Raw genomic sequence first — 20,489 nt, forward strand, 5'->3', positions numbered from 1 at the left:
TTAAACTGAATTAATACTTTTTCTATGATTAACAAAATCATTTCATTTTCCATTAATAACAAGTTTATTATTGGGCTCTTTATAGTGGCACTTGTAGGTACGGGCATTTGGTCTATGGCCACTATAAATCTGGGTTCTGTACCCGATATTACCAACAACCAAGTACAGGTTATTACAGTGGCCCCAAATTTAGGTACTGAAGATATTGAGCAATTTGTTACCTATCCGGTAGAATTGGCAATGGCAAATCTTCCTGACGTTATCGAGCTGCGTTCAGTATCCCGTTTTGGGCTGTCCGTGGTTACCATTGTATTTAAGGACGAGGCAGGCACTTATCTTCCCCGGCAATTGGTACAAGAGAAATTAACCGAAGTTGCTGGAGAAATCCCCGAAGGCTTCGGCACGCCATTTATGGCACCAATAACTACAGGTCTGGGCGAAATCTACCAATACACCTTAAAATTAAAAGAGGGCTACGAAGATAAATACGATGCAATGGAGCTTCGTACCATCCAAGATTGGATTGTAAAACGTCAAATGGCATTAGTCCCCGGAGTGGTCGAGGTCAATGCTTTTGGAGGTTATGTAAAACAGTATGAAGTTGCAATAAATCCTAATAAGCTGAAAAGTTTCGGTATTACAATGAATCAGGTCTTTGAAGCCTTGAAAGTCAACAATGCCAATACTGGTGGTGCTTACATTGAAAAAAACAACCAGGCCAATTTTATCCGCGGCGAAGGTTTGGCACGTAGCATTGAAGACTTGGAAAATACAGTTGTAACCACACAAAACGGAAGCCCTGTTTTAATACGGGATGTCGCCGAAAAAGTAGGCTTTGGTAATCAGGTACGTTATGGTGCGTTTACCCAAGATGGACACGAAACTGTTGGTGGACAAATTTTAATGCTGAAAGGCGAAAGCCCAGGCAACGTAGTCGAAAATGTGGAGAAGCGCATTGTAGAAATACAAAAATCCCTACCCGAAGGCGTTTACATAGATACATTTTTAAGCCGAAGTGAACTCATTGGAAGAACCACAAGCACCGTTGAAAAAAACCTTATTGAAGGTTCATTGATTGTGATTTTTGTGCTTGTCTTGCTTTTGGGAAGTTTCCGTGGTGGCTTGATTACAGCTTCGGTAATACCTTTATCATTGCTATTCGCATTTATTTTGATGAAACAATTTGGAGTATGGGCAAACTTAATGTCCTTGGGTGCAATCGATTTTGGAATCATCGTGGATGGTGCTGTAATCATTGTGGAAGGAATGGTATTCCACATTCATCAACGGATGAAAAAAACCACAACCGCCATAGACCAGTCTGAAATGGATGAAATAGCCTATGAATCGGCAAGCACGATGATGAATTCGGCATTTTTCGGACAATTGATTATCCTTATTGTATTTACTCCCATTTTGTTCTTAACAGGCGTTGAAGGAAAAATGTTCCGTCCTATGGCGTTTACGTTCGGATTTGCCGTTTTAGGAGCGATTATCCTTTGTCTTACTTATGTTCCAATGATTTCAGCACTATTCCTAAAACCTGCTAAAAATCAGAATAGTTGGTTTGCCAAATTTGAAAACAAGATTGATAGGTTCAGTGATAAAATAATGTCCGGTTTAAACAGAGGGTATGTACCATTGCTCAATTTTGCACTTCGCTTTCGAGCTGGTGTCGTAATTGGCGCAGTTGCTCTATTACTGATTGCAGGATTTATTTTTAGTAATATGGGTGGCGAATTCATACCTAAATTTGATGAGGGCGATATTGCGTTTCAAGCGTTAATAAAACCGGGGAGCAGTCTTACCGAGTCTATTGAGGCTTCAAAAAAACTTCAAAATTTAATCAATGAATTTCCCGAGGTAAAAACGGTAATTTCAAGGATTGGTGTGGCCGAAATACCAACAGACCCAATGCCTATGGACATTGCCGATAGTTACATTATTCTTGAAAAAGATAAGAGTAAATGGACTTCCGCAGATAGCAAAGAAGAACTCATAGAAAAAATTCAAGAAAAAATTTCAGTCGTTCCCGGCGTAAATTTCGTATTTACCCAACCTGTAGAACTTCGTTTTAATGAATTGCTTACAGGTGTTCGTGAGGACGTGGCAATCAAACTGTACGGCGAGGATTTAGAAGTGTTAGCCGACAAGGTACAGGAAATCGCAGCGGTCATCAGAACCGTTCCTGGAGCGGCTGACCTCAATGTGGAAGCTACAAGCGGCTTGCCACAAATGACGGTGGAATATAACCGTGCGAAAATGGCCCAATATGGTGTAACTGTTGACAAGTTGAACGATTATGTGAGTGCATCATTTGCAGGCGAACAGGCAAGTGTGATTTTTGAGGGCGAAAAACGGTTCGATGTGGTCATTCGTTTGGCAAAGGAATTTAGACAGGACATCAACAGCCTTAAAAATCTTTATATCGATTTGCCAAACGGAGCGCAAGTGCCTTTAAAGGAAGTGGCAGATATCAGCTACAAACCCGGGCCAATGCAGATTTCAAGGGACAATACCTCTCGTCGTATTTCGGTTGGTGTAAATGTTCGTGGGCGCGATGTGAAATCGATGGTCGAGGAAATACAGCAAAAATTGGAAACGGACGTGAAACTACCGCCAGGTTATTTTGTAACCTACGGAGGTTCGTTTGAAAACCTTCAACGTGCTTCAGACCGATTGATGATTGTAGTGCCTATTGCACTTTTCCTAATATTCATATTGCTCTATTTTGCATTGAGTTCGTTCTCACAATCCCTAATGATTTATATGGCAGTGCCCTTGGCGGCTATTGGTGGCGTGTTTGCCCTTTGGATAAGGGGAATGCCTTTTAGTATTTCTGCCGGAGTAGGTTTTATTGTGCTCTTTGGAGTTGCGGTTTTAAACGGGTTGGTACTGATAAACAAATTCAATGAACTAAAAGAAAGTGGAATGACAGACTTAAAAAAACGAATATACGAAGCAACGCACGAACGTTTACGACCAATTCTGCTGACGGCAACGGCGGCCATTATGGGCTTTATCCCGATGGCGATTTCTACCTCTGGCGGTGCGGAAGTGCAACGGCCTTTGGCAACAGTGGTTATTGGCGGTTTGATAACCGCAACATTTTTAACGCTTGTGGTCCTTCCTGTATTGTATTATTGGCTCGAATCGAGAAAGAAACGAAACAATAACGATGGAGATGTAAGTTATGTCAACAAATCAACGAACATTGTAACTGTATTATTGATGGTTGGAGGTTTGATGGCTTCTGGAACTGCGTTTGCTCAAGACATTAATCAAGATGGTACAATTCCAAAGACATTGACCATTGATGAGGCCATTGCTCTGGCAAAACAGAATTATCCATCCCTTAAAGAGAGCCAAGCTTTTATTGAACGGGAAAAAGCACTAAAGGGAACGAGTTTTGACCTTGGTAGCACCCAAGTTTTCACAGGCAAAGAAGAATATGGTAATAATCTTCCTGGAGTACAAACAACCGTTGGTGTGCAACAGGGCAATATTGATTTGCTATCCGGATTTTCAAAATCGAAGTTTTATAAAGAGCGTATTGCCTTGGGAGAAAAGTTTTATGTGGCCAGTGAACAACAATTGGTGCGTAATGTGATGCAAGCGTATGACCAAATAAATTATTATAAGGCGCAGTTGCGCTTTGCAGACCAACTGGACAGTATTTATGCCAATTTTAAGACCGCTGCCCAACTTCGGTATGATACGGGAGAAACAGGCAAATTGGAATTTATTTCAGCCTCTTCCGAATTTCAACAGATTCAAGTATTAAGGCAACAAGCCTTTGATGATATTGAAATAGCCAAACGTGCCTTAAAACAATATTTGGGAACGGATGAATCCATTGAAACGATTAGTGAACCATACAAAACATTGGATTTTATGGCGACATTAGATTCCACTTCGGTAGCGAATAACCCAATGTTGCAATATGCCTTGCAAAATGCCGAAGTAAGTAAAGCAAACGTGGGCGTTGAGAAATCACAATTCCTACCGAAATTCAGCTTATCGTATGGCAGACAGGTTGTGGATGAAGTGTCAGGCTTCAACACCTATCAGGCAGGTATTAGCATTCCGTTATGGTTTTTTCCCCAGAAGTCGAGGGTCAAGGCAGCCAAGGCAGACGCAATGGTAGCAGAGAATCAATATTTGGAACAAAAGGCGGTCACGGAAAGTCGTGTGTCGCAATTGACCAAATCCCTTGAAAAAACAAAGAAGATTTTGCAATATTACGAAGAAGGCGCACTACTCTTGGCAGAAGAACAAATTACCACCGCACAATTGGCATCTAAAGAAGGCGAAATAGATTACGTCAATTACATCACGATTCTCAATAGTGCCATCCGCATTAAACAAAACCATTTACAATACATCAATCAGTTTAACCAGCAGACCATTGATATGCAATATCAATTGGGCAATTTATAACCTTAAAAAAAGAAAAATGAAGAATATACTATTAGTAAGTACCGTATTATTTACACTTATGTTTATGAGTTGTAATGATGCCCAAAAATCTGAACTTGGGCATAACGAAGCCGAAGGCGTATCAAAAACCAATGAAGCTGGAGAAGATGCACACGGCGATGAAGGCCACAATGAAGGAGAAGAAGAAGAAGGAGGTCACAGCGAGGAAGAAGGCGTTGTGGAACTTACAAAGCAACAGGCCGAAACCATAGGTTTGGAAATGAAACCTTTGGAAGAACGGAATTTAGGGAACAACATTAAGGTAACAGGAACGCTGGAACTTTTCCCACAGGACAAGGCGAACATAAGCCCTTTTGTTGGTGGAAATGTGAGTGCCATAAAAGTCATCCCTGGAGATAACGTAAGCAAAGGACAAGTGTTGGCATATATAGAACACCCAGATATCATTGCAATGCAACAAGATTATCAGGAAAAAAATGATGAACTGGTCTTTTTGAAACAGGATTTTGAACGCAAGCAGACCCTTTATGATAAAGGTGTTTCTTCGGGAAAGGAATTTCAGATGGCACAGTCAAAATTTCGTTCAACAACATCCAGTGTCAATGGTTTGCGGTCCCAATTGAGACTGTTGGGAATTAACCCGGACAAAGTGGCGGAAGGCCAAATATATCCCGCTGTTCCCATTACCACGCCCATAAGTGGTTACGTGGATGAAGTAATGATTAGCCTTGGCGATTACGTGGCACAACAATCCAAAATGTTCTCAATAAGCGATAATTCAAAGATTTATGTCAACTTCAAAGTATATGAAAAGGACATAAAGCATATCAAGAAAGGGCAACAGATATATTTTTCCACGGCCTCACGCCCAGATGAACTGCTTAAAGCAACCGTTCGGTCTGTAGGTAAAACCTTCAACACCGACCCAAAAGCTTTGGAAGTTCTGGCAGATATTGAAAACAAGGATAAAAACCTATTGCCAGGTATGTATGTGGAAGGGCGAATAGTGCAGGGAGAGAAAAAGGGTTTTGCCGTACCGGAAGCTGCCATTATAAAAGAAGGCGAGCAATCCTTCATTTTTATTTTGGATGAAGATGAAGAAATGGAAGCGAACAAAATGAAGTTTAAAATGATACCCGTAACGGTCGGTATTACTGATTTAGGCTTTGTTGAAGTCAATTTGCCTGCCGAAGTTTCAAAGGATGCCAAAGTTGTCATAAACGGAGCGTATAACCTGTCTTCGGAAATGGTCAAGGGCGAACTGGAACACGGACATTAATTCAATAACAATCAAAGATTTTGATTCCGAGTTTGTTTATCGTCTTAATTAGTTAGTTAAAAATTAGAAAACAAGCTCGGTTCAAAATCGATTAAAACATAAAAATATTTTTAAGATGAAAGAAATAAAAGCATTTGTAAAACCGAACCGAATCCAAAGAGTCATTGAAGCACTATCAGATAATGGATTTGAAAGTATGACCCTTTCACAAGCAGAAGGCACTGGCGCATTCAAGGCAAAAGGTGCAAGACCTTCGTTGGATTTTCGTATTACCGATAGTCCTGTGGTTAAGCTGGAATTGGTCTGTCAAAATGAGGAAGCCCAAGCTGCCATTGAAATAATTTTAAAAAATGGCAAAACGGAAGAACCTGGAGACGGCATTATCTATATAGCAAATATCGAGGATGCCTTTCAGATTAAAACCGGGGAATCTCTCAAGAGGTATGACTTATAAAACCAGCTGTGGTGCATTTAACCGAACGCTACGGAAATTAGAAACGAAAAATAAAAAATATGAATGCCAAGTTTATTAAAGTCTTTTTGCGATTAGCAATTTCAATCGGTTTTTTATCGGCAGTCGCCGACAGATTTGGAGTTTGGAGCAAAGAAGTTTCTGTTTGGGGAAATTGGGAAAGTTTTTTGAGTTATACCCAATTGATAAATCCTTGGATTCCCAATTCACTAATCCCAACAATAGGAATTTTAGCAACCGTAGCCGAAATTGTTTTTGCGATTTTCTTGATAATAGGATTTAAAACGGAACTGTTCGCAAAATTAAGCGGATTTCTATTGTTAGTATTTGCTTTGTCAATGACTTTTTCAACCGGAATAAAAGGAGCGTTTGACTTTTCTGTTTTTAGTGCTTCTGCCGGAGCTTTTGCTTTGAGTCTTATGAAAGAGAAATATTTGGAATTGGACAATCTGATTTCTAAACCGAAAAACTGAACGAAAAATAAAAATGACACCGTATAAAAATAATTGCTTGTCCTTGCCTATTCGGAAAATCCTTGCGGATTTTCCAGTTGATTCTGGACTTGCGAAGTTTATTGCTAAAACACGCAACTATTCTTTCATAAACCTGATATACAAATGGAAAAAATAGTTCAATTTTTAGAAAGCAAAGGAATACGACCTACGGCTATGCGCCTTATGACCTATAAGCGGTTGGCAGAGTTGAATGTGGCCATCAGCCTTGGCGACTTGGAAAAAGATTTTAAGGTCAGTGAAAGAAGTACCCTATTTAGGACTATGAAAGCGTTTGAAGAAAAAGGTATTGTGCATCAAATCGAGGATGGGACCGGAATTATAAAATACGCCCTTTGCGAAGAAAATTGTGAATGCGAGGTCGGCAACGACCTTCATTTGCACTTTCATTGCAACAATTGTAATGAAACGGTTTGTTTAACAGAACATAAAATCCCTCATATCAACTTGCCTGATGGCTATATCACGGAGGACATTAACTTGGTGGTAAAGGGCATCTGCGAAAAATGCAGTGGCAATTTGGATTAAACGTTTGGTTTTTAAATTCAATTATCATTTATAAATAATGAGCAATGATAACAATCTATAAAAAAGAGGCTACTGTATATATGGTAGCAGAGAATAAGCTGGATGCCAAGGATTATGAAAACTTGATACCGGTCTTAACAGAACATATAACTGCATATCAGGAAGTTTCCTGGTACATTGAAATTAAAAATTTTGAAGGCTGGACGGCAAACGCATATTGGAAGGGAATTGAATTAAATCTTCCGAATGAAACGCATTTAAAGCGTGTTGCTTTAGTGGGTAGCGTTAAATGGCAGGAGCAATTTACCGAGGCATTGCTTCCTTTTTCAAAAGCTCATATAAAATTTTATAAGCCAGAAGAAAAAGACAATGCCAAAGAATGGATAAAAAAATATAGTAAAAAATGAAAAAAATACAACTAAAAATCCCAGTCATACTTCCGCAAGTTCCAAACGAAAAAGATACTTGTGTTGAAAGGCTTATTCAAGAATTACAGGCCAAAGAGGGCATCGAAAAAGTGCACGTGGCCGATGCAAACGGAGATGATTTGCCACAGCTCTGTTTTCATTATGACCCCGATATCATTTCCATCGACCGCATTCAATCCCTCGCCGAACGGACAGGTGCCGAGATTACCGAAAAGTACGGGCATTTGCTCATAGAGGTTAAAGGAATCAGACACACAAGGCAGGCTCGTTCCATAGAGAAAACCCTTTTGGCAATCAATGGAGTTTTGGAAGCTTCGGTTTCAGGCTCTGGAATGGTACGACTTGAATTTGATAAAAAGCAAACAAATTTTGATGAAATAAGTAAACAAATTGAAAATGAAGACCTTCAGATTCAGCGGAGTGCTTCAAACGAAAATGATTACACCAAAGCATCCAAAAAACAGGAGCGTTCAAAGAAGGAAGATACTAAAGAACAAACTTCCACAGAGGGCGAGACCCACGATGAAGGAGAAGAGCACGCCCACGGTGGTATTTTCGGTAAAAATACGGAGCTCATTTTTTCCATTATCTGTGGGGCACTTCTCGGAATAGGTTTCGGGCTTTCCTATGTAGAATCCATCCCAGATTGGGTCAGTCTTACTTTATATATTGGTGCTTACTTTTTCGGTGGTTTTTTTACGGCCAAGGAAGCAGTACAGACCGTCGCCAAAGGTGGTTTTGAAATCGACTTCTTAATGCTTGTTGCAGCCATTGGGGCAGCCATTTTGGGAGAATGGGCAGAAGGTGCCTTGTTGCTGTTCCTGTTTAGTTTGGGGCACGCCCTTGAACATTATGCAATGGAAAAGGCCCGAAAGTCCATTGCGGCACTGGCAGATTTAGCACCAAAAACGGCATTGCTCAAAAAAGATGGCAAGACCGAAGAAGTTGGAATTGAGGAATTGAGTATTGGCGATATTATAGTGGTCAAGCCCAATAGTAAAATATCCGCAGATGGCGTCGTGGTCAATGGAAAAAGCAGCGTCAACCAGGCACCTATTACCGGGGAAAGTGTACCCGTGGACAAAATTCCCGTGGAAGATACGAGCAGGGACTATTCCGCAGATGATGATATAAATGATGAAAACCGCGTGTTCGCCGGAACTATCAACGGTAATAACACGCTGGAAATAAAGGTAATCAAAGAAGCCAAAGACTCTACGCTGTCCCGACTGGTCAAATTGGTCAACGAGGCACAGACCCAGAAATCCCCAACCCAGCTGTTGACCGACAAGTTTGAAAAATACTTTGTACCATCCGTACTGATATTGGTGGGCATCCTGCTCTTTGCCTTTCTGGTCATTGATGAACCGTTTAGTGCCAGCTTTTATCGTGCAATGGCGGTATTGGTAGCTGCAAGTCCCTGTGCACTGGCCATTTCAACACCAAGTGCCGTATTAAGCGGTGTGGCAAGGGCAGCACGTGGCGGCGTGCTTATCAAAGGTGGGCGACCACTTGAGGATTTAGGGGTCATTACTGCTTTGGCTTTTGATAAAACGGGCACGCTTACAGAAGGCAAGCCCAAACTTACCGAAGTAGTACCATTAGGGGATATTGAAGAAAATGAACTGTTAAAGATAGCTGTTGCTGTTGAAAATTTGAGCGACCACCCTTTGGCCAAAGCTGTCGTAAGGGATGGGAAAGAGCGTCTGAAAGGTACTGATATTACCGATGCGTCAGATTTAGAAGCGGTTCTCGGAAAAGGTATCAAAGCGTCCTTGGGCAAGGATAAAATCTATATTGGAAACCTTGACTTGTACGAAGACCTCGATGAAGCAAAACCATCCGAAGAAATATCGAATAAAGTAAAAGAACTTGAAGGTGGTGGAAATACCACAATGCTCATAAGAAGGAACAAAGAATATATCGGTATCATCGCCCTGATGGATACCCCACGGGAAGCGGCCAAGGAAACACTGAAAAAATTAAAGGAAATCGGCATCAAACGGATGATAATGCTAACCGGGGATAATCAAAAGGTTGCCGATGCCGTTGCTAAAGAAATTGGGTTGACCGATGCCTGGGGAAGCCTGTTGCCAGAGGAAAAGGTTGATGCCATTAAAAAATTAAAAGAACAGGAATCCAAAGTCGCAATGGTAGGCGACGGTGTGAACGATGCCCCTGCAATGGCAAACAGCACCGTAGGAATCGCAATGGGTGCTGCGGGCAGTGATGTAGCATTGGAAACAGCTGACATTGCCCTAATGGCCGATAAACTGGAAACCCTGCCCTTTGCCATAGGTTTGAGCAGGAAGGCAAAAACCATTATTAAGCAAAACCTTTGGGTAAGCCTCGGTATTGTGGCATTGCTCATACCATCGACCATTATGGGTTGGGCCAATATCGGTATTGCAGTGGTCATCCACGAAGGCTCAACGTTACTTGTGGTTTTTAATGCGTTAAGGCTTTTGGCTTATAAAAAATAAATTTAATAAAAAAGGGTTGCTTTTGAAAAGGTTAAAATGACCAAAACGGAAAAGATACTATCATATCACGGGATTCGACCTACTAAAATGAGGTCGAAGATATACAAGTTCCTAAAAAGGAAACAAAGTGCCGTGTCCTTTTCCGATTTGAAAAAGGCCTTTGTTCAAAAGAGCGAAACCAATAAAACAGCAAACAGAACGACCTTTTATCGCAATCTCAAGATTTTTGAGGATAAAGGGTTGATTCATCAGATTAATGATGGGGTCGGAGTGGCAAAATATGCGATTTCTGATGAAAACGCCAAAGGTAAATACGGTACAGATTTACATATGCACTTTCATTGTACCGATTGTAGGAAAACAATCTGTTTACCAAATAAAATATCGGAAGAGAGCTTGCCAGACGATTATGAAGTGAACGATGTGAACCTTGTATTGAAAGGAATATGTGAAAAATGCAGGAAAAAATAACAGGTGGGAGTACTTGAACCTTGAACCTTTGCGCCCAATGGTCCAGTTCAGGTTTTTTCCACCCTCTTTAACTAAAAAATATGGCAGAACTAAAAAAATCTTTGGGTACGCTTCGACTTACCTTTTATGGCGTTGGCACGATTGTGGGTGCAGGAATCTATACCGTGATTGGTGCAGCTGCTGGACAAGCGGGCACAGACCTTTGGTTGAGTTTTATTTTTGCAGCAATTGCGGCTAGTGTCTCTGCAATGTCCTATGCAGAGTTGTCCTCTACCTATCCCAATGCTGGTGCGGAATTTATTTTTGTACGCAAGGCATTTCCAAAAATTGATATTCCGTCTTTTCTCACGGGTTGGACGATTGCTTTTCATAGTTCGGCCACCATTGCAGCCGTGTTACTTGCCTTTTCGGGGTATTTCAATACGTTTTTTAATATGCCCTCTCTTCTAATAAGTTATGGCATTTTATTGGTGTTGTCATTAATTAGTATTACAGGCATCACAAAATCGTCGACAGCAAATATTATTATGGTCAGCATTCAACTTTTGGGATTGTTATTATTGATAGTATTTGGACTTTTGGAAACTGGTCCACCCAAAGCAGAATTTTTTAAAATTGAATCGATTTCTGGAACTTTGGCGGCCACAGCTACACTGTTCTTTATCTATACTGGTTTTGAACATATGGCAGCTTTGGGTTCGGAAGTTAAGAACCCAGGGAAAACAATTCCCCGTGCATTTTTAATGACTATGGTAATAACTACAATAATTTATTTATTTATTGCTTTTACGGTTTTGAATATTGCAGACCCTTCCGCTTTGGCAAACGTGGATTCGCCACTTTCTCTTGCAGCTTCCAATCTCAACAATTGGTTGCCTGTGGTATTGGCTATCGCTGCACTTTTTGCTACGGCTAATGCTGCTTTTAGTGGTATCATATCCATAAGTAGGTTGCTTTTTGGAATGGCCAGTGTCGGAGAACTTCCAAAGTTTATGACCAAAACCAATGCACAGAAAGTACCGTGGGTTACTACTATTGTAGTTATGGCAGCAGTTGCGGGATTTTTATTGTTGGGCGATATTAAGATTGTAGCAGGTATGTCTTCTTTAGGCGCACTGCTTGTGTTTGTAGCCGTAAATATTGCACTCATTGTTTTACGTTTTAAAGAACCAACACAGAACAGACCTTTCAGAGTGCCATTGTCTATTGGCAAAGTTCCAATACTGCCCATTTTGGCCATATTGGTTAGCCTAACTCTAATTATTCAGTATGATGGATTGGTTTACGCTGCCTTTGTAGGAGCGATAATAGTGGGAATAATACTCGATTATTTTTTGGATAAAAGACCAAGAAAAGAGATAGATGGTAAAGAAGAAAACGAATTGTTTAACCACTAATACATTTTTTATGGACTGGACATTTGAAGAATTTAGAACAGAGCTTGACGCCCTTAATCCATCGGTAAGGAAAAAGGCAATCGAAATTGCGAAAGAATTAATCGAAAAGGAAGACTTTTCAAAAGAAAAAGCCATAAAAAAAGCAGTCGTAATGGCTGAAGAATGGTTTTACGATTTAGAAGGATGATTATTAATTAAAAACCAAACAAAATGTTACGGATAATCGAATTAACAAATAAAAATACCATTGCTACAAAAGCTTCAGGCAAATTGAGAAAAGAAGATATAGAAAAAATCCATCCACTTATCCACGCTATACTGGACAAGGGAATGAAAGTCCGTTGGTATTTTGAGATGGACAACTTTACGGGTTGGGACTTGCCTGGTTTATGGGAAGACCTCAAAATGGACACGGCCCACGCCAAGGACTATGAAAAAATAGCAATGGTAGGAGATAAAAAATGGCAGGAATGGATAGCCCAATTTATGAAGCCTTTTACCAATGCAGATATCAGATATTTTGATTTGAAAGATAAGGAGACAGCGAAACAATGGATTAAAAATTAAGGTCACTTTAATACTGGTATTAGTTGTGTAAGCACCGCGGTATCTATGTATTATATTATGCCTGAAAGTAACAACAAATGAAAAAAGGAAAATCAAATAATAACAACGAGAAAATCAATAATCCAACTCAACACCCTGAAAATGGATGTTGTGATACTATGGAAATCGCGAGTGAAGAACCCACGAGCAGAATGAATCTAAGACCCTACATCCCTGCAATTTTCAGCTTCATAATGTTGATGGCGGGCATACTTTTTGATTATTTAGGGACATTTCCGCATTTTACGGGTTGGATAAGAATATTATGGTATACCGTGGCATACGTTCCCGTAGGTTTTCCTGTGATATTGGAAGGTTGGAAAAGTATTAAGAATGGCGATTTATTTACAGAATTTCTACTGATGTCCATTGCCACAATTGGTGCATTTGCCATAGGCGAATATCCCGAAGGTGTTGCTGTAATGCTGTTCTATGCGGTAGGTGAATTATTCCAAAGTGCTGCGGTTAAAAAGGCCAAGAGTAACATTAAAGCCCTTTTAGATGTGCGCCCCAACGAAGCTTTAGTATATCGAGAAAACGATTACATTTCAGTAAATCCAGAAAAAGTAGCTATTGGCGAAAAAGTACAGGTCAGAGTTGGAGAAAAAATTCCTTTGGATGGAATTTTACTGTCAAAAAAAGGCTCGTTCAACACAGCAGCATTAACGGGCGAAAGCAAACCTGATACCATTGCTAAGGGTGAAAAAGTATTTGCGGGAAGCATCAACCTTGATGGCGTTATTGAAATCGAAACCACCAAAGAATTTAAGGATAGTTCTATTGCCCGTATCTTGGATATGGTGCAAAACGCCACTGCTCGTAAGTCAAAAACCGAATTGTTCATTAGAAAATTTGCGAGAATCTATACGCCTATCGTTGTGTTCCTTGCAATTGCGTTGACATTTTTCCCGTATTTCTTTGTAGATGATTATGTGTTTCAGGAATGGTTATACCGAGCTTTAATTTTCTTGGTTATTTCCTGTCCGTGTGCCTTGGTAATTTCTATCCCATTGGGATATTTTGGCGGATTGGGAGCAGCTTCAAAAAATGGTATTCTATTTAAAGGCGCATCCTTTTTGGATGCAATGACCAAAGTGAATACTGTTGTAATGGATAAGACAGGAACCGTGACCAAAGGGGTTTTCAAAATCAAGGAAATTATCAATAAATCTACTTTCACGGAAACAGAATTTATGCAGTACCTGATGGCAATGGAAGAAAAATCTACCCATCCAATAGCTAAAGCCATATTAGAATATAAAGCCGAGGGCGCGGATTTAGAGGCTACAAATGTTTCTGAAGTTGCTGGAAAGGGTTTAAAAGGTAAGGTCAACGGCAAGACTGTTTTGGTAGGAAACAAAGCCTTGATGACCTCAAATAGTATAGAAGTTCCATCTGCAACCAACGACATTGTGGAATCAATCGTAATGGTTGCCATTGATGGAAAATTTGCAGGTTATGTAACTATTGACGATGAATTGAAGGAAGATGCCCATCAAGCCATAAAACAAATTCGGGAATCAGGAATTTCAAAAATCATAATGCTTTCGGGCGATAAGGATTCCATAACCCAACAGGTCGCAAAAGAATTGGGTATAGATTGGGCAAAAGGCGGGTTATTGCCAGAAGATAAGCTCAACGAAGTCGAAGAGCTCAAAAAGCAACCTGATACGAAAGTAGCTTTCATAGGCGATGGTATCAATGATGCGCCTGTATTGGCAGCAAGCGACGTAGGTATTGCGATGGGTGGTTTAGGTAGCGATGTTGCGATTGAAACTGCCGATGTCATCATCCAAAACGACCAACCGAGCAAGATTGCAAGAGCTATTAAAATTGGACGTTCAACCCGTAGAATCGTATGGCAAAATATTGGCTTGGCATTCGGTGTGAAAGTAATTGTACTTATCCTTGGTGCAGGTGGATTGGCGACGATGTGGGAAGCTGTTTTTGCAGATGTTGGTGTGGCGTTATTGGCAATATTGAATGCAGTACGGTTGCAGAAGTTAAAATGGGAATAAAAGAACTTAATACGAATTTGAAATTGGAATAATAATAAAAACAGAAAAATGAAAATTATAATTAAAACTATTGTCCTGCTGTTAGTTGCGGGAAGTATTCAGAGCTGCTCACTTTTAGGTGCGGCAGGAATTACCAGTCAAGGGCAACCAACAAAGAAGGTTGAAGGCAAATTAGTCTCTACGACCGCAAACTCTTCTGTGAATGTTGACCATACGATTTGGGATAATTTGTTGAGGAAGTACGTTAACAATGAAGGTCTTGTTGATTACGAAGGTTTCAAGAAAGATTTTGAGACTTTAGAAGATTACTTGAAAATTCTTGCCACACAAGAGCCAAACGACGATTGGTCTGTGCAGGAATTGCTCGCCTACTACATCAACTCTTATAATGCTTACACAGTAAAACTAATTGTAGAAAATTATCCCGTGAATAGTATCAAGGATATCGATGGACCCTGGACAAAACCTTACGTCCCAATTGATGGTCGGGAAATAACCTTGGCGACTATTGAGAATGGTGTGCTTCGTAAAATGAACGAGCCTCGAATCCATTTTGCTATTGCCTGCGCATCTATTTCTTGTCCACCATTATTAAACGAGGCCTACACTGCTGGTAAAATAAATGAGCAGTTAGAGCGTGTAACAAGGGATTTCATTAATAATGAAAAATTTAATGAGATTTCAGCTACCAACCCAAAAGTATCAATGATTTTCAAATGGTATGAAAAGGACTATACCGTTAATGATAAAAAAGATGTCATTGGTTTTATCAATAAATATGCAGACACGAAGATTAACGCTAATGCTACCCTGCAATATCAAAATTATAACTGGGACTTGAACGAGCAGAAATAATTTCTCTAAATCTAAAATGTTTTGAAAACTTGATAGGGTTTTCAAATTTGGTAATCTTTCTGGCTAACGAAAAGAGAATACCCATAAATGTAAAGATATGAGAATCAATTCCTATCGATATCGCTGTCGCTTTTTTGCCCATATTGAATGCGATATGATTGTAGAAAATGAAGTGAAAATCATCAAAAGTAATGTATCAAAAAAGTAATTCTAAAAGAAACAAAAAAAATCGGAAATCATCTAATACCGACATCACAAAAAGAGATAAGGTCAGGGGTATTCTTATGATAATCCTTATGATAATGGCCGCATTTCTGCTTTACTTTTTTGTGCTAAAAGGGAATATTCATAAACATTGATTAACTACAAGAATATAATGTTCCAAGTGGTTTGTGTGTAATGGAAGAAAAAATGATTAATGCTATTCTAATCAATGTTGCTTGATGAAATTTAATTACAAATAATAACCATTATATTTATAGGGTAAAATAAGTCCTGTATTATGATACATATATTAACTACTGGTGGCACCATAGAGGGTTTAGACTATGAAGATGGCAGCGGAATTACGAAATCCAATGTTACCATTAAAGACTTTCTTGAAAGTGCAAATGTTAATTTTAACTATACCATCGAGAGTGTATTTAAAAAAGATAGTCGAGCAATAAATAAAAATGATATAAAACTTTTAGTTCGCAAGATTTCAGAATCTAAAGCGACCAAAATTTTAATAACTCACGGTACTTTCACTATGGAAGATACCGCAAATTATATAGGAAAGCTCAATTTGAACAAAACTATTGTTTTGGTTGGGTCATTCATATTGGGTTCATCTGCAGATACAGATGCACCTTTCAATTTAGGGTATGCAATTAGCTCATTACAGCTTCTAAAACCGGATGTTTATATTGCTATGAACGGACAAATTTTTCCTTGGAATAATGTTTCCAAAAATTTAGAAACCAACAAATTTGAGCGCAATGAGTAGGAATATAAATGTTTGGAACTTCAATACATTGGACAACGTTCTTCTATCTAATAATAGATACGGTCATTGTATTGTTTACACTCTACTTTTCAGGAAAGAAAACGCATAGTAGCTTTAAGCGTTTTCTAATTCTCGGTTTACTATTCGTCGTCTATAATGTAACTGGCGGATTTCTTCCAACAGATAATTTTCCTGGGCCTTTTATTATTCAATACATCATAACGTATAGCGTGGCAATAACGCTATGTGTCTTCATTGTATATTATCTCTATAAGGAATATGATATTGTTGTTCTGAAGTATAATTCTTCCATTCGTAATCTTGCTATATTCACGAGCGTTAGTTATATCATTCTTTTTTTAATTCCGTATTTTGTTACAGGCTCTTTAGACTCTGCCAGATTCCTATTTACCATACCAATATCCATAGCTGCCATTATATTTCTGTTCATTTTTTACAGAAGGATTTCCAATCCAAATAATCCAAATGCCTTTATTTTGAGACGGAATAGACTTTCTATCGTAAGTGTAAGCAGTATTGCATTGTTACCTATTTGCACGGTTATTGGGGACTACCAATGGATAACATTTACCGTGATGAACTTGGCTTTTTATGCCATAACCACAATTGAAGTAGATAGGTATTTATATTTCATAGAAAATAATAACCGAATGTACGAGGTGTTTGCTCTTAAGAAAAAACAGAAAGATGAAGCGATAGAGAGTAAAATCTTTTATGAAGATTTAACAAGACGAGAAATTGAGATAGCACTTTCCATTTTAAGTGATTTAAGCTACCGAAATATTGCTAAAGATTTATTCATTGCTGAAAGTACAGTATCAAAACACGCATCCAATATCTTCAAAAAGACAGGCGTAAAGAACAGACGTGAATTTTTGAAGCGATTTCGTAAGAAAAAGATGTAGTCGTAATCAATCTGAAAAGCATTGAGTTTAGAGTGTTTCACAAAATGTCCGTAGAAAAATACGGTGTATTCCGTATTTAATTACGGAAAGTTTTCCTTGTATAATTACTACGTAAAGTTAACTTACAGACAGTTCCATAAATTCTACTAATGAGCCACAAATTTTATTATTTAGAGCAGTCATTACATAAATTTTGCAGGACAATGAAAACTAAAACGCAACCTTATCAACTAAATCCCATTCCTATGGTTTCCAAACAAAAATTGCCTGCTTATGAATTCTCAAATACTATCAAAAAAACTACTTCAGGATCTGGATGAAATAAAATTTCAATATGAAAATATTTTAGAACGGGCATATCGTTCTATAAAACTGTGTCGTAAAGTTTTAAGTACTTACAAAAAAGAAATCCTCAATAATGAATTTAAAACTACCAAGGAAGAAATAGAATTCTTCAAAGAAACCAAACAGATTCCTCTTATCAAACTCATCTACTTTTCAGAAATCCATTCTTTTGAAATTCAATTTCCTAAAGGGGATAAACATTCTCAGTTAAAATCCATCAAAAAGAAAATCAACAAGGTAAATCGCTTTTTTCTCTACAATATGGATTTTGGACGATACGTTAATTCTGGTGCTACCCATTTTGACGAGGAATATTACACGAGGGATTCTATGGAAACATTTCATATCACTACCTCAAAATTCTATTTTCAAGACCCAGAATTTTGTACCCCAAGAGATATGCTTTTGGGCAAATACAAGGCGTATGATTTTTTAGTGACCTATTTAGATGAAAAAAAGCATAAAGTTCGTAAAGGATTAAATGGGAAATTGTCCACCATTAAACCAATTGAAAAGATGGACTGGCCTTTTTCTAATACAGACTACGTGGAACTGGTTTACGCATTGTGTGCGAAAGGATTGGGTAAACAGGAAAATCAGGGTATAATGCAAGTTTCAAAAAAGTTACAACAGCTTTTTAATATTGAGCCCAAGGACATCTACAAAACCTATCACGATATCAAAAACAGGAAAAACAGTAGAACGCTTTTTCTCGACGAACTCTCAACATCACTACTCATAGAAATGAATAAAAGCGAGGAATAGACCTTCAATTTTTTCATTATGTCTTTCTTTTTGAACTGTTAAAAAAAGACCGTAGTACGGTTAACCTACGGTAATTGAATTCTGCATTTGTTTTTCATAAAATTTAGTTCAATTTGATGGTGTCGATTTACAAAAACGCCTTCAAATCTTATCAAAACACACCAAATTTCAAAATGTTAAATTTTAACCGTAGTACGGTCGTACTGGGGAATAAAATCCAATAAACCTATTCAAATTTGTAGAACGAAAGTCAAATCAGGTTAAGGGCTATCAATTAAAAATTTAAACCTCTGATAGTCCTTTTCTTTAAAACCGTTCTATTATGCCGACAAGTATTATTACCACAGACGACCTTCGAGATTTCAAAATGGAATTGCTCGATGACATCAAGAAACTACTTACCAATCAGTCCAAAGGAAAACTTAAAAAATATCTCAAATCTTCCGAGGTTATGGACTTGCTTCAGGTAAGTCCAGGCACTTTGCAAAATCTTCGTATCAATGGGACACTACCATACACTAAAGTAGGTGGCATTATCTATTACGATACAGAGGAAATTCAAAAAGTTATGGATGCTAATCGTGTACAGCACGGTCTAAATTCATAGGCGATGAACTATATAAAGCTACTTAATGCGGCTTTTGAAAAGTTCTATTCTGATGACCGCCTCAACCCTACCCACATCAGCCTATATATGGCGCTGTTCCAAGAATGGAACAGTAGCCGCTTTGCGGATGAGTTCTACGTAAACCGTCGCGACCTAATGATGGCATCAAAAATAGGCTCGAAATCTACGTACCATCGTTGTGTAACCGAGCTTGATTCTTGGAACTACCTTTTTTACTTCCCTTCAAACAATCCCTATAAAGGCAGCAAAATCAAGATGGCCATTATCGAGACAAGTGATGAGACGGTTACGGGACAGTACCATCCCGAATTAGAACATCTTGCGGAACGGTACCATCCCATAAGAGAACCAGTTGAGGGACAGTACCGTCCCATAGGTGGACAAGCATTGGTATCTACTATAAACAATAACAAACAAGAAAACAATATAAAACAACCAAAGGGCTGGCAGGCCGTTTTTATTTTTTTTGAAGAAAAAGGTTTTGATGCTGATGAAGCAAAAAAATTCTTTGAGCATTACCAAACTCGTAACTGGCAAACAAGCGATGGAAAAGAAATTCGAGATTGGCGAGCCGTAGCCATCAATTGGATGGACAGAACTGAAATATTCGCCGAGGAAAAAAAATCAAACAAAAAACAATTGTCCCAAATCAAGGACAACTTGCGAACCACTAAAAACAAAGATTATGGACAACCCCTCTAAAATAACCGAAGGTGGCGTGGAATATTCGCTCGGAAAATTTGATGGCAAAAGTGTCCTCTACGATTTTCCAAAAATCTTGATTTACCTGAATGCCAAAGGCAAACTTTTGTTTGGCGAAAAGTTCAGGATTTATGATGAGGACAAGGATATTCTGCTGAAGCTCTGTTCCTATTTCATCAAGGACAAGGATAACTGTGAGATTTATGGCATTGACATTGACAAAGGCATCTTGCTTTCTGGACCAGTAGGTTGCGGAAAAACCAGTTTGATGAAATTGTTGCGCCATTTGGTGCCATTGCAACGACCTTACGAAATGATTCCCTGCCGGAACGTAACCTTCAGTTTTAACCATCTTGGCTTTAAAACAGTTGAAGAATATGGTAACACAAAGTTTTATTGTTTTGATGATTTGGGCGTGGAACCGTCTGGCAGATTTTACGGTAAGGATCTTAACGTGATGGGCGAAGTGCTTTTATCTCGATACGAGCTGTATTTGCAAACCAAACATAAAATTAAAACACACGCCACAACTAACCTGAATGCCGAGGAACTGGAAGAACGCTATGGAAACCGAGTTCGTAGTCGAATGCGAGAATTATTTAATTTGATTGCTTTTGATACAAAGGCTGGGGATAAGCGGAAATGA

Annotated in this window: 19 protein-coding genes; all 19 read left to right on the forward strand. The window is 38.8% G+C overall.

Features of this window, described 5'->3' with window-relative positions; translation table 11 throughout:
• Positions 1–24 precede the first annotated feature (24 nt).
• Entirely contained in the window at positions 25–4,440 is a 4,416-nt protein-coding gene (locus P176_RS0104700) for a CusA/CzcA family heavy metal efflux RND transporter (protein WP_026753616.1), read from the forward strand.
• Between the two features lie 16 nt (positions 4,441–4,456).
• Complete coding sequence (locus tag P176_RS0104705; protein WP_026753617.1) at positions 4,457–5,719, forward strand: efflux RND transporter periplasmic adaptor subunit; 1,263 nt, start codon at positions 4,457–4,459, stop codon at positions 5,717–5,719.
• Positions 5,720–5,834: 115 nt separating this feature from the next.
• A complete protein-coding gene (locus tag P176_RS0104710; protein WP_026753618.1) occupies positions 5,835–6,173 on the forward strand; it encodes a P-II family nitrogen regulator in 339 nt (112 codons plus the stop codon).
• A gap of 59 nt (positions 6,174–6,232) precedes the next feature.
• Entirely contained in the window at positions 6,233–6,664 is a 432-nt protein-coding gene (locus P176_RS0104715) for a hypothetical protein (protein ID WP_026753619.1), read from the forward strand.
• 144 nt (positions 6,665–6,808) lie between these two features.
• Positions 6,809–7,231, forward strand: a complete 423-nt coding sequence (locus tag P176_RS0104720; protein WP_008992770.1) for a Fur family transcriptional regulator — start codon at positions 6,809–6,811, stop codon at positions 7,229–7,231.
• 44 nt (positions 7,232–7,275) lie between these two features.
• Complete coding sequence (locus tag P176_RS0104725; RefSeq protein WP_026753620.1) at positions 7,276–7,638, forward strand: STAS/SEC14 domain-containing protein; 363 nt, start codon at positions 7,276–7,278, stop codon at positions 7,636–7,638.
• Entirely contained in the window at positions 7,635–10,142 is a 2,508-nt protein-coding gene (locus tag P176_RS0104730; RefSeq protein ID WP_026753621.1) for a heavy metal translocating P-type ATPase, read from the forward strand. The genes P176_RS0104725 and P176_RS0104730 overlap by 4 nt, the downstream gene beginning before the upstream one ends.
• A gap of 36 nt (positions 10,143–10,178) precedes the next feature.
• Positions 10,179–10,613, forward strand: a complete 435-nt coding sequence (locus tag P176_RS0104735) for a Fur family transcriptional regulator (RefSeq protein ID WP_026753622.1) — start codon at positions 10,179–10,181, stop codon at positions 10,611–10,613.
• An 80-nt stretch (positions 10,614–10,693) separates the two neighbouring features.
• Positions 10,694–12,010 carry an APC family permease gene (locus P176_RS0104740; protein WP_026753623.1) on the forward strand — a complete coding sequence of 439 codons (1,317 nt, stop codon included), beginning with the start codon at positions 10,694–10,696 and terminating at the stop codon, positions 12,008–12,010.
• A 10-nt stretch (positions 12,011–12,020) separates the two neighbouring features.
• On the forward strand, positions 12,021–12,197 hold the full coding sequence (locus P176_RS20530) for a hypothetical protein (RefSeq protein ID WP_197022145.1): 177 nt from the start codon (positions 12,021–12,023) through the stop codon (positions 12,195–12,197).
• 23 nt (positions 12,198–12,220) lie between these two features.
• A complete protein-coding gene (locus P176_RS0104750) occupies positions 12,221–12,577 on the forward strand; it encodes an STAS/SEC14 domain-containing protein (protein WP_026753624.1) in 357 nt (118 codons plus the stop codon).
• Positions 12,578–12,654: 77 nt separating this feature from the next.
• The gene (locus P176_RS0104755) at positions 12,655–14,634 is read left to right on the forward strand and encodes a heavy metal translocating P-type ATPase (protein WP_026753625.1); all 1,980 of its coding nucleotides are present in this window, start codon (positions 12,655–12,657) and stop codon (positions 14,632–14,634) included.
• A gap of 48 nt (positions 14,635–14,682) precedes the next feature.
• On the forward strand, positions 14,683–15,489 hold the full coding sequence (locus P176_RS0104760; RefSeq protein ID WP_026753626.1) for a DUF547 domain-containing protein: 807 nt from the start codon (positions 14,683–14,685) through the stop codon (positions 15,487–15,489).
• A 502-nt stretch (positions 15,490–15,991) separates the two neighbouring features.
• Complete coding sequence (locus P176_RS0104765; RefSeq protein WP_026753627.1) at positions 15,992–16,477, forward strand: asparaginase domain-containing protein; 486 nt, start codon at positions 15,992–15,994, stop codon at positions 16,475–16,477.
• 8 nt (positions 16,478–16,485) lie between these two features.
• Positions 16,486–17,403, forward strand: coding sequence for a helix-turn-helix transcriptional regulator (locus P176_RS0104770; protein WP_026753628.1), 918 nt, complete (start codon positions 16,486–16,488; stop codon positions 17,401–17,403).
• Between the two features lie 273 nt (positions 17,404–17,676).
• Positions 17,677–18,513, forward strand: coding sequence for an RteC domain-containing protein (locus tag P176_RS0104775; RefSeq protein ID WP_026753629.1), 837 nt, complete (start codon positions 17,677–17,679; stop codon positions 18,511–18,513).
• A gap of 322 nt (positions 18,514–18,835) precedes the next feature.
• On the forward strand, positions 18,836–19,120 hold the full coding sequence (locus P176_RS0104780; RefSeq protein WP_026753630.1) for a helix-turn-helix domain-containing protein: 285 nt from the start codon (positions 18,836–18,838) through the stop codon (positions 19,118–19,120).
• Between the two features lie 3 nt (positions 19,121–19,123).
• A complete protein-coding gene (locus P176_RS0104785; protein WP_026753631.1) occupies positions 19,124–19,843 on the forward strand; it encodes a hypothetical protein in 720 nt (239 codons plus the stop codon).
• Complete coding sequence (locus tag P176_RS0104790; protein WP_026753632.1) at positions 19,827–20,489, forward strand: ATPase; 663 nt, start codon at positions 19,827–19,829, stop codon at positions 20,487–20,489. The genes P176_RS0104785 and P176_RS0104790 overlap by 17 nt, the downstream gene beginning before the upstream one ends.

The sequence above is a fragment of the Sediminibacter sp. Hel_I_10 genome, from assembly GCF_000688335.1.
In the GTDB taxonomy this organism is placed as follows: domain Bacteria; phylum Bacteroidota; class Bacteroidia; order Flavobacteriales; family Flavobacteriaceae; genus Psychroserpens.

Excerpts from the sequence above, each read along its gene's own strand:
- P176_RS0104700 (WP_026753616.1), top strand. The coding sequence starts at position 25 with ATGATTAACAAAATCATTTCATTTTCCATTAATAACAAGTTTATTATT.
- P176_RS0104705 (WP_026753617.1), top strand. The coding sequence starts at position 4,457 with ATGAAGAATATACTATTAGTAAGTACCGTATTATTTACACTTATGTTT.
- P176_RS0104710 (WP_026753618.1), top strand. The coding sequence starts at position 5,835 with ATGAAAGAAATAAAAGCATTTGTAAAACCGAACCGAATCCAAAGAGTC.
- P176_RS0104715 (WP_026753619.1), top strand. The coding sequence starts at position 6,233 with ATGAATGCCAAGTTTATTAAAGTCTTTTTGCGATTAGCAATTTCAATC.
- P176_RS0104720 (WP_008992770.1), top strand. The coding sequence starts at position 6,809 with ATGGAAAAAATAGTTCAATTTTTAGAAAGCAAAGGAATACGACCTACG.
- P176_RS0104725 (WP_026753620.1), top strand. The coding sequence starts at position 7,276 with ATGATAACAATCTATAAAAAAGAGGCTACTGTATATATGGTAGCAGAG.
- P176_RS0104730 (WP_026753621.1), top strand. The coding sequence starts at position 7,635 with ATGAAAAAAATACAACTAAAAATCCCAGTCATACTTCCGCAAGTTCCA.
- P176_RS0104735 (WP_026753622.1), top strand. The coding sequence starts at position 10,179 with ATGACCAAAACGGAAAAGATACTATCATATCACGGGATTCGACCTACT.
- P176_RS0104740 (WP_026753623.1), top strand. The coding sequence starts at position 10,694 with ATGGCAGAACTAAAAAAATCTTTGGGTACGCTTCGACTTACCTTTTAT.
- P176_RS20530 (WP_197022145.1), top strand. The coding sequence starts at position 12,021 with ATGGACTGGACATTTGAAGAATTTAGAACAGAGCTTGACGCCCTTAAT.
- P176_RS0104750 (WP_026753624.1), top strand. The coding sequence starts at position 12,221 with ATGTTACGGATAATCGAATTAACAAATAAAAATACCATTGCTACAAAA.
- P176_RS0104755 (WP_026753625.1), top strand. The coding sequence starts at position 12,655 with ATGAAAAAAGGAAAATCAAATAATAACAACGAGAAAATCAATAATCCA.
- P176_RS0104760 (WP_026753626.1), top strand. The coding sequence starts at position 14,683 with ATGAAAATTATAATTAAAACTATTGTCCTGCTGTTAGTTGCGGGAAGT.
- P176_RS0104765 (WP_026753627.1), top strand. The coding sequence starts at position 15,992 with ATGATACATATATTAACTACTGGTGGCACCATAGAGGGTTTAGACTAT.
- P176_RS0104770 (WP_026753628.1), top strand. The coding sequence starts at position 16,486 with ATGTTTGGAACTTCAATACATTGGACAACGTTCTTCTATCTAATAATA.
- P176_RS0104775 (WP_026753629.1), top strand. The coding sequence starts at position 17,677 with ATGAATTCTCAAATACTATCAAAAAAACTACTTCAGGATCTGGATGAA.
- P176_RS0104780 (WP_026753630.1), top strand. The coding sequence starts at position 18,836 with ATGCCGACAAGTATTATTACCACAGACGACCTTCGAGATTTCAAAATG.
- P176_RS0104785 (WP_026753631.1), top strand. The coding sequence starts at position 19,124 with ATGAACTATATAAAGCTACTTAATGCGGCTTTTGAAAAGTTCTATTCT.
- P176_RS0104790 (WP_026753632.1), top strand. The coding sequence starts at position 19,827 with ATGGACAACCCCTCTAAAATAACCGAAGGTGGCGTGGAATATTCGCTC.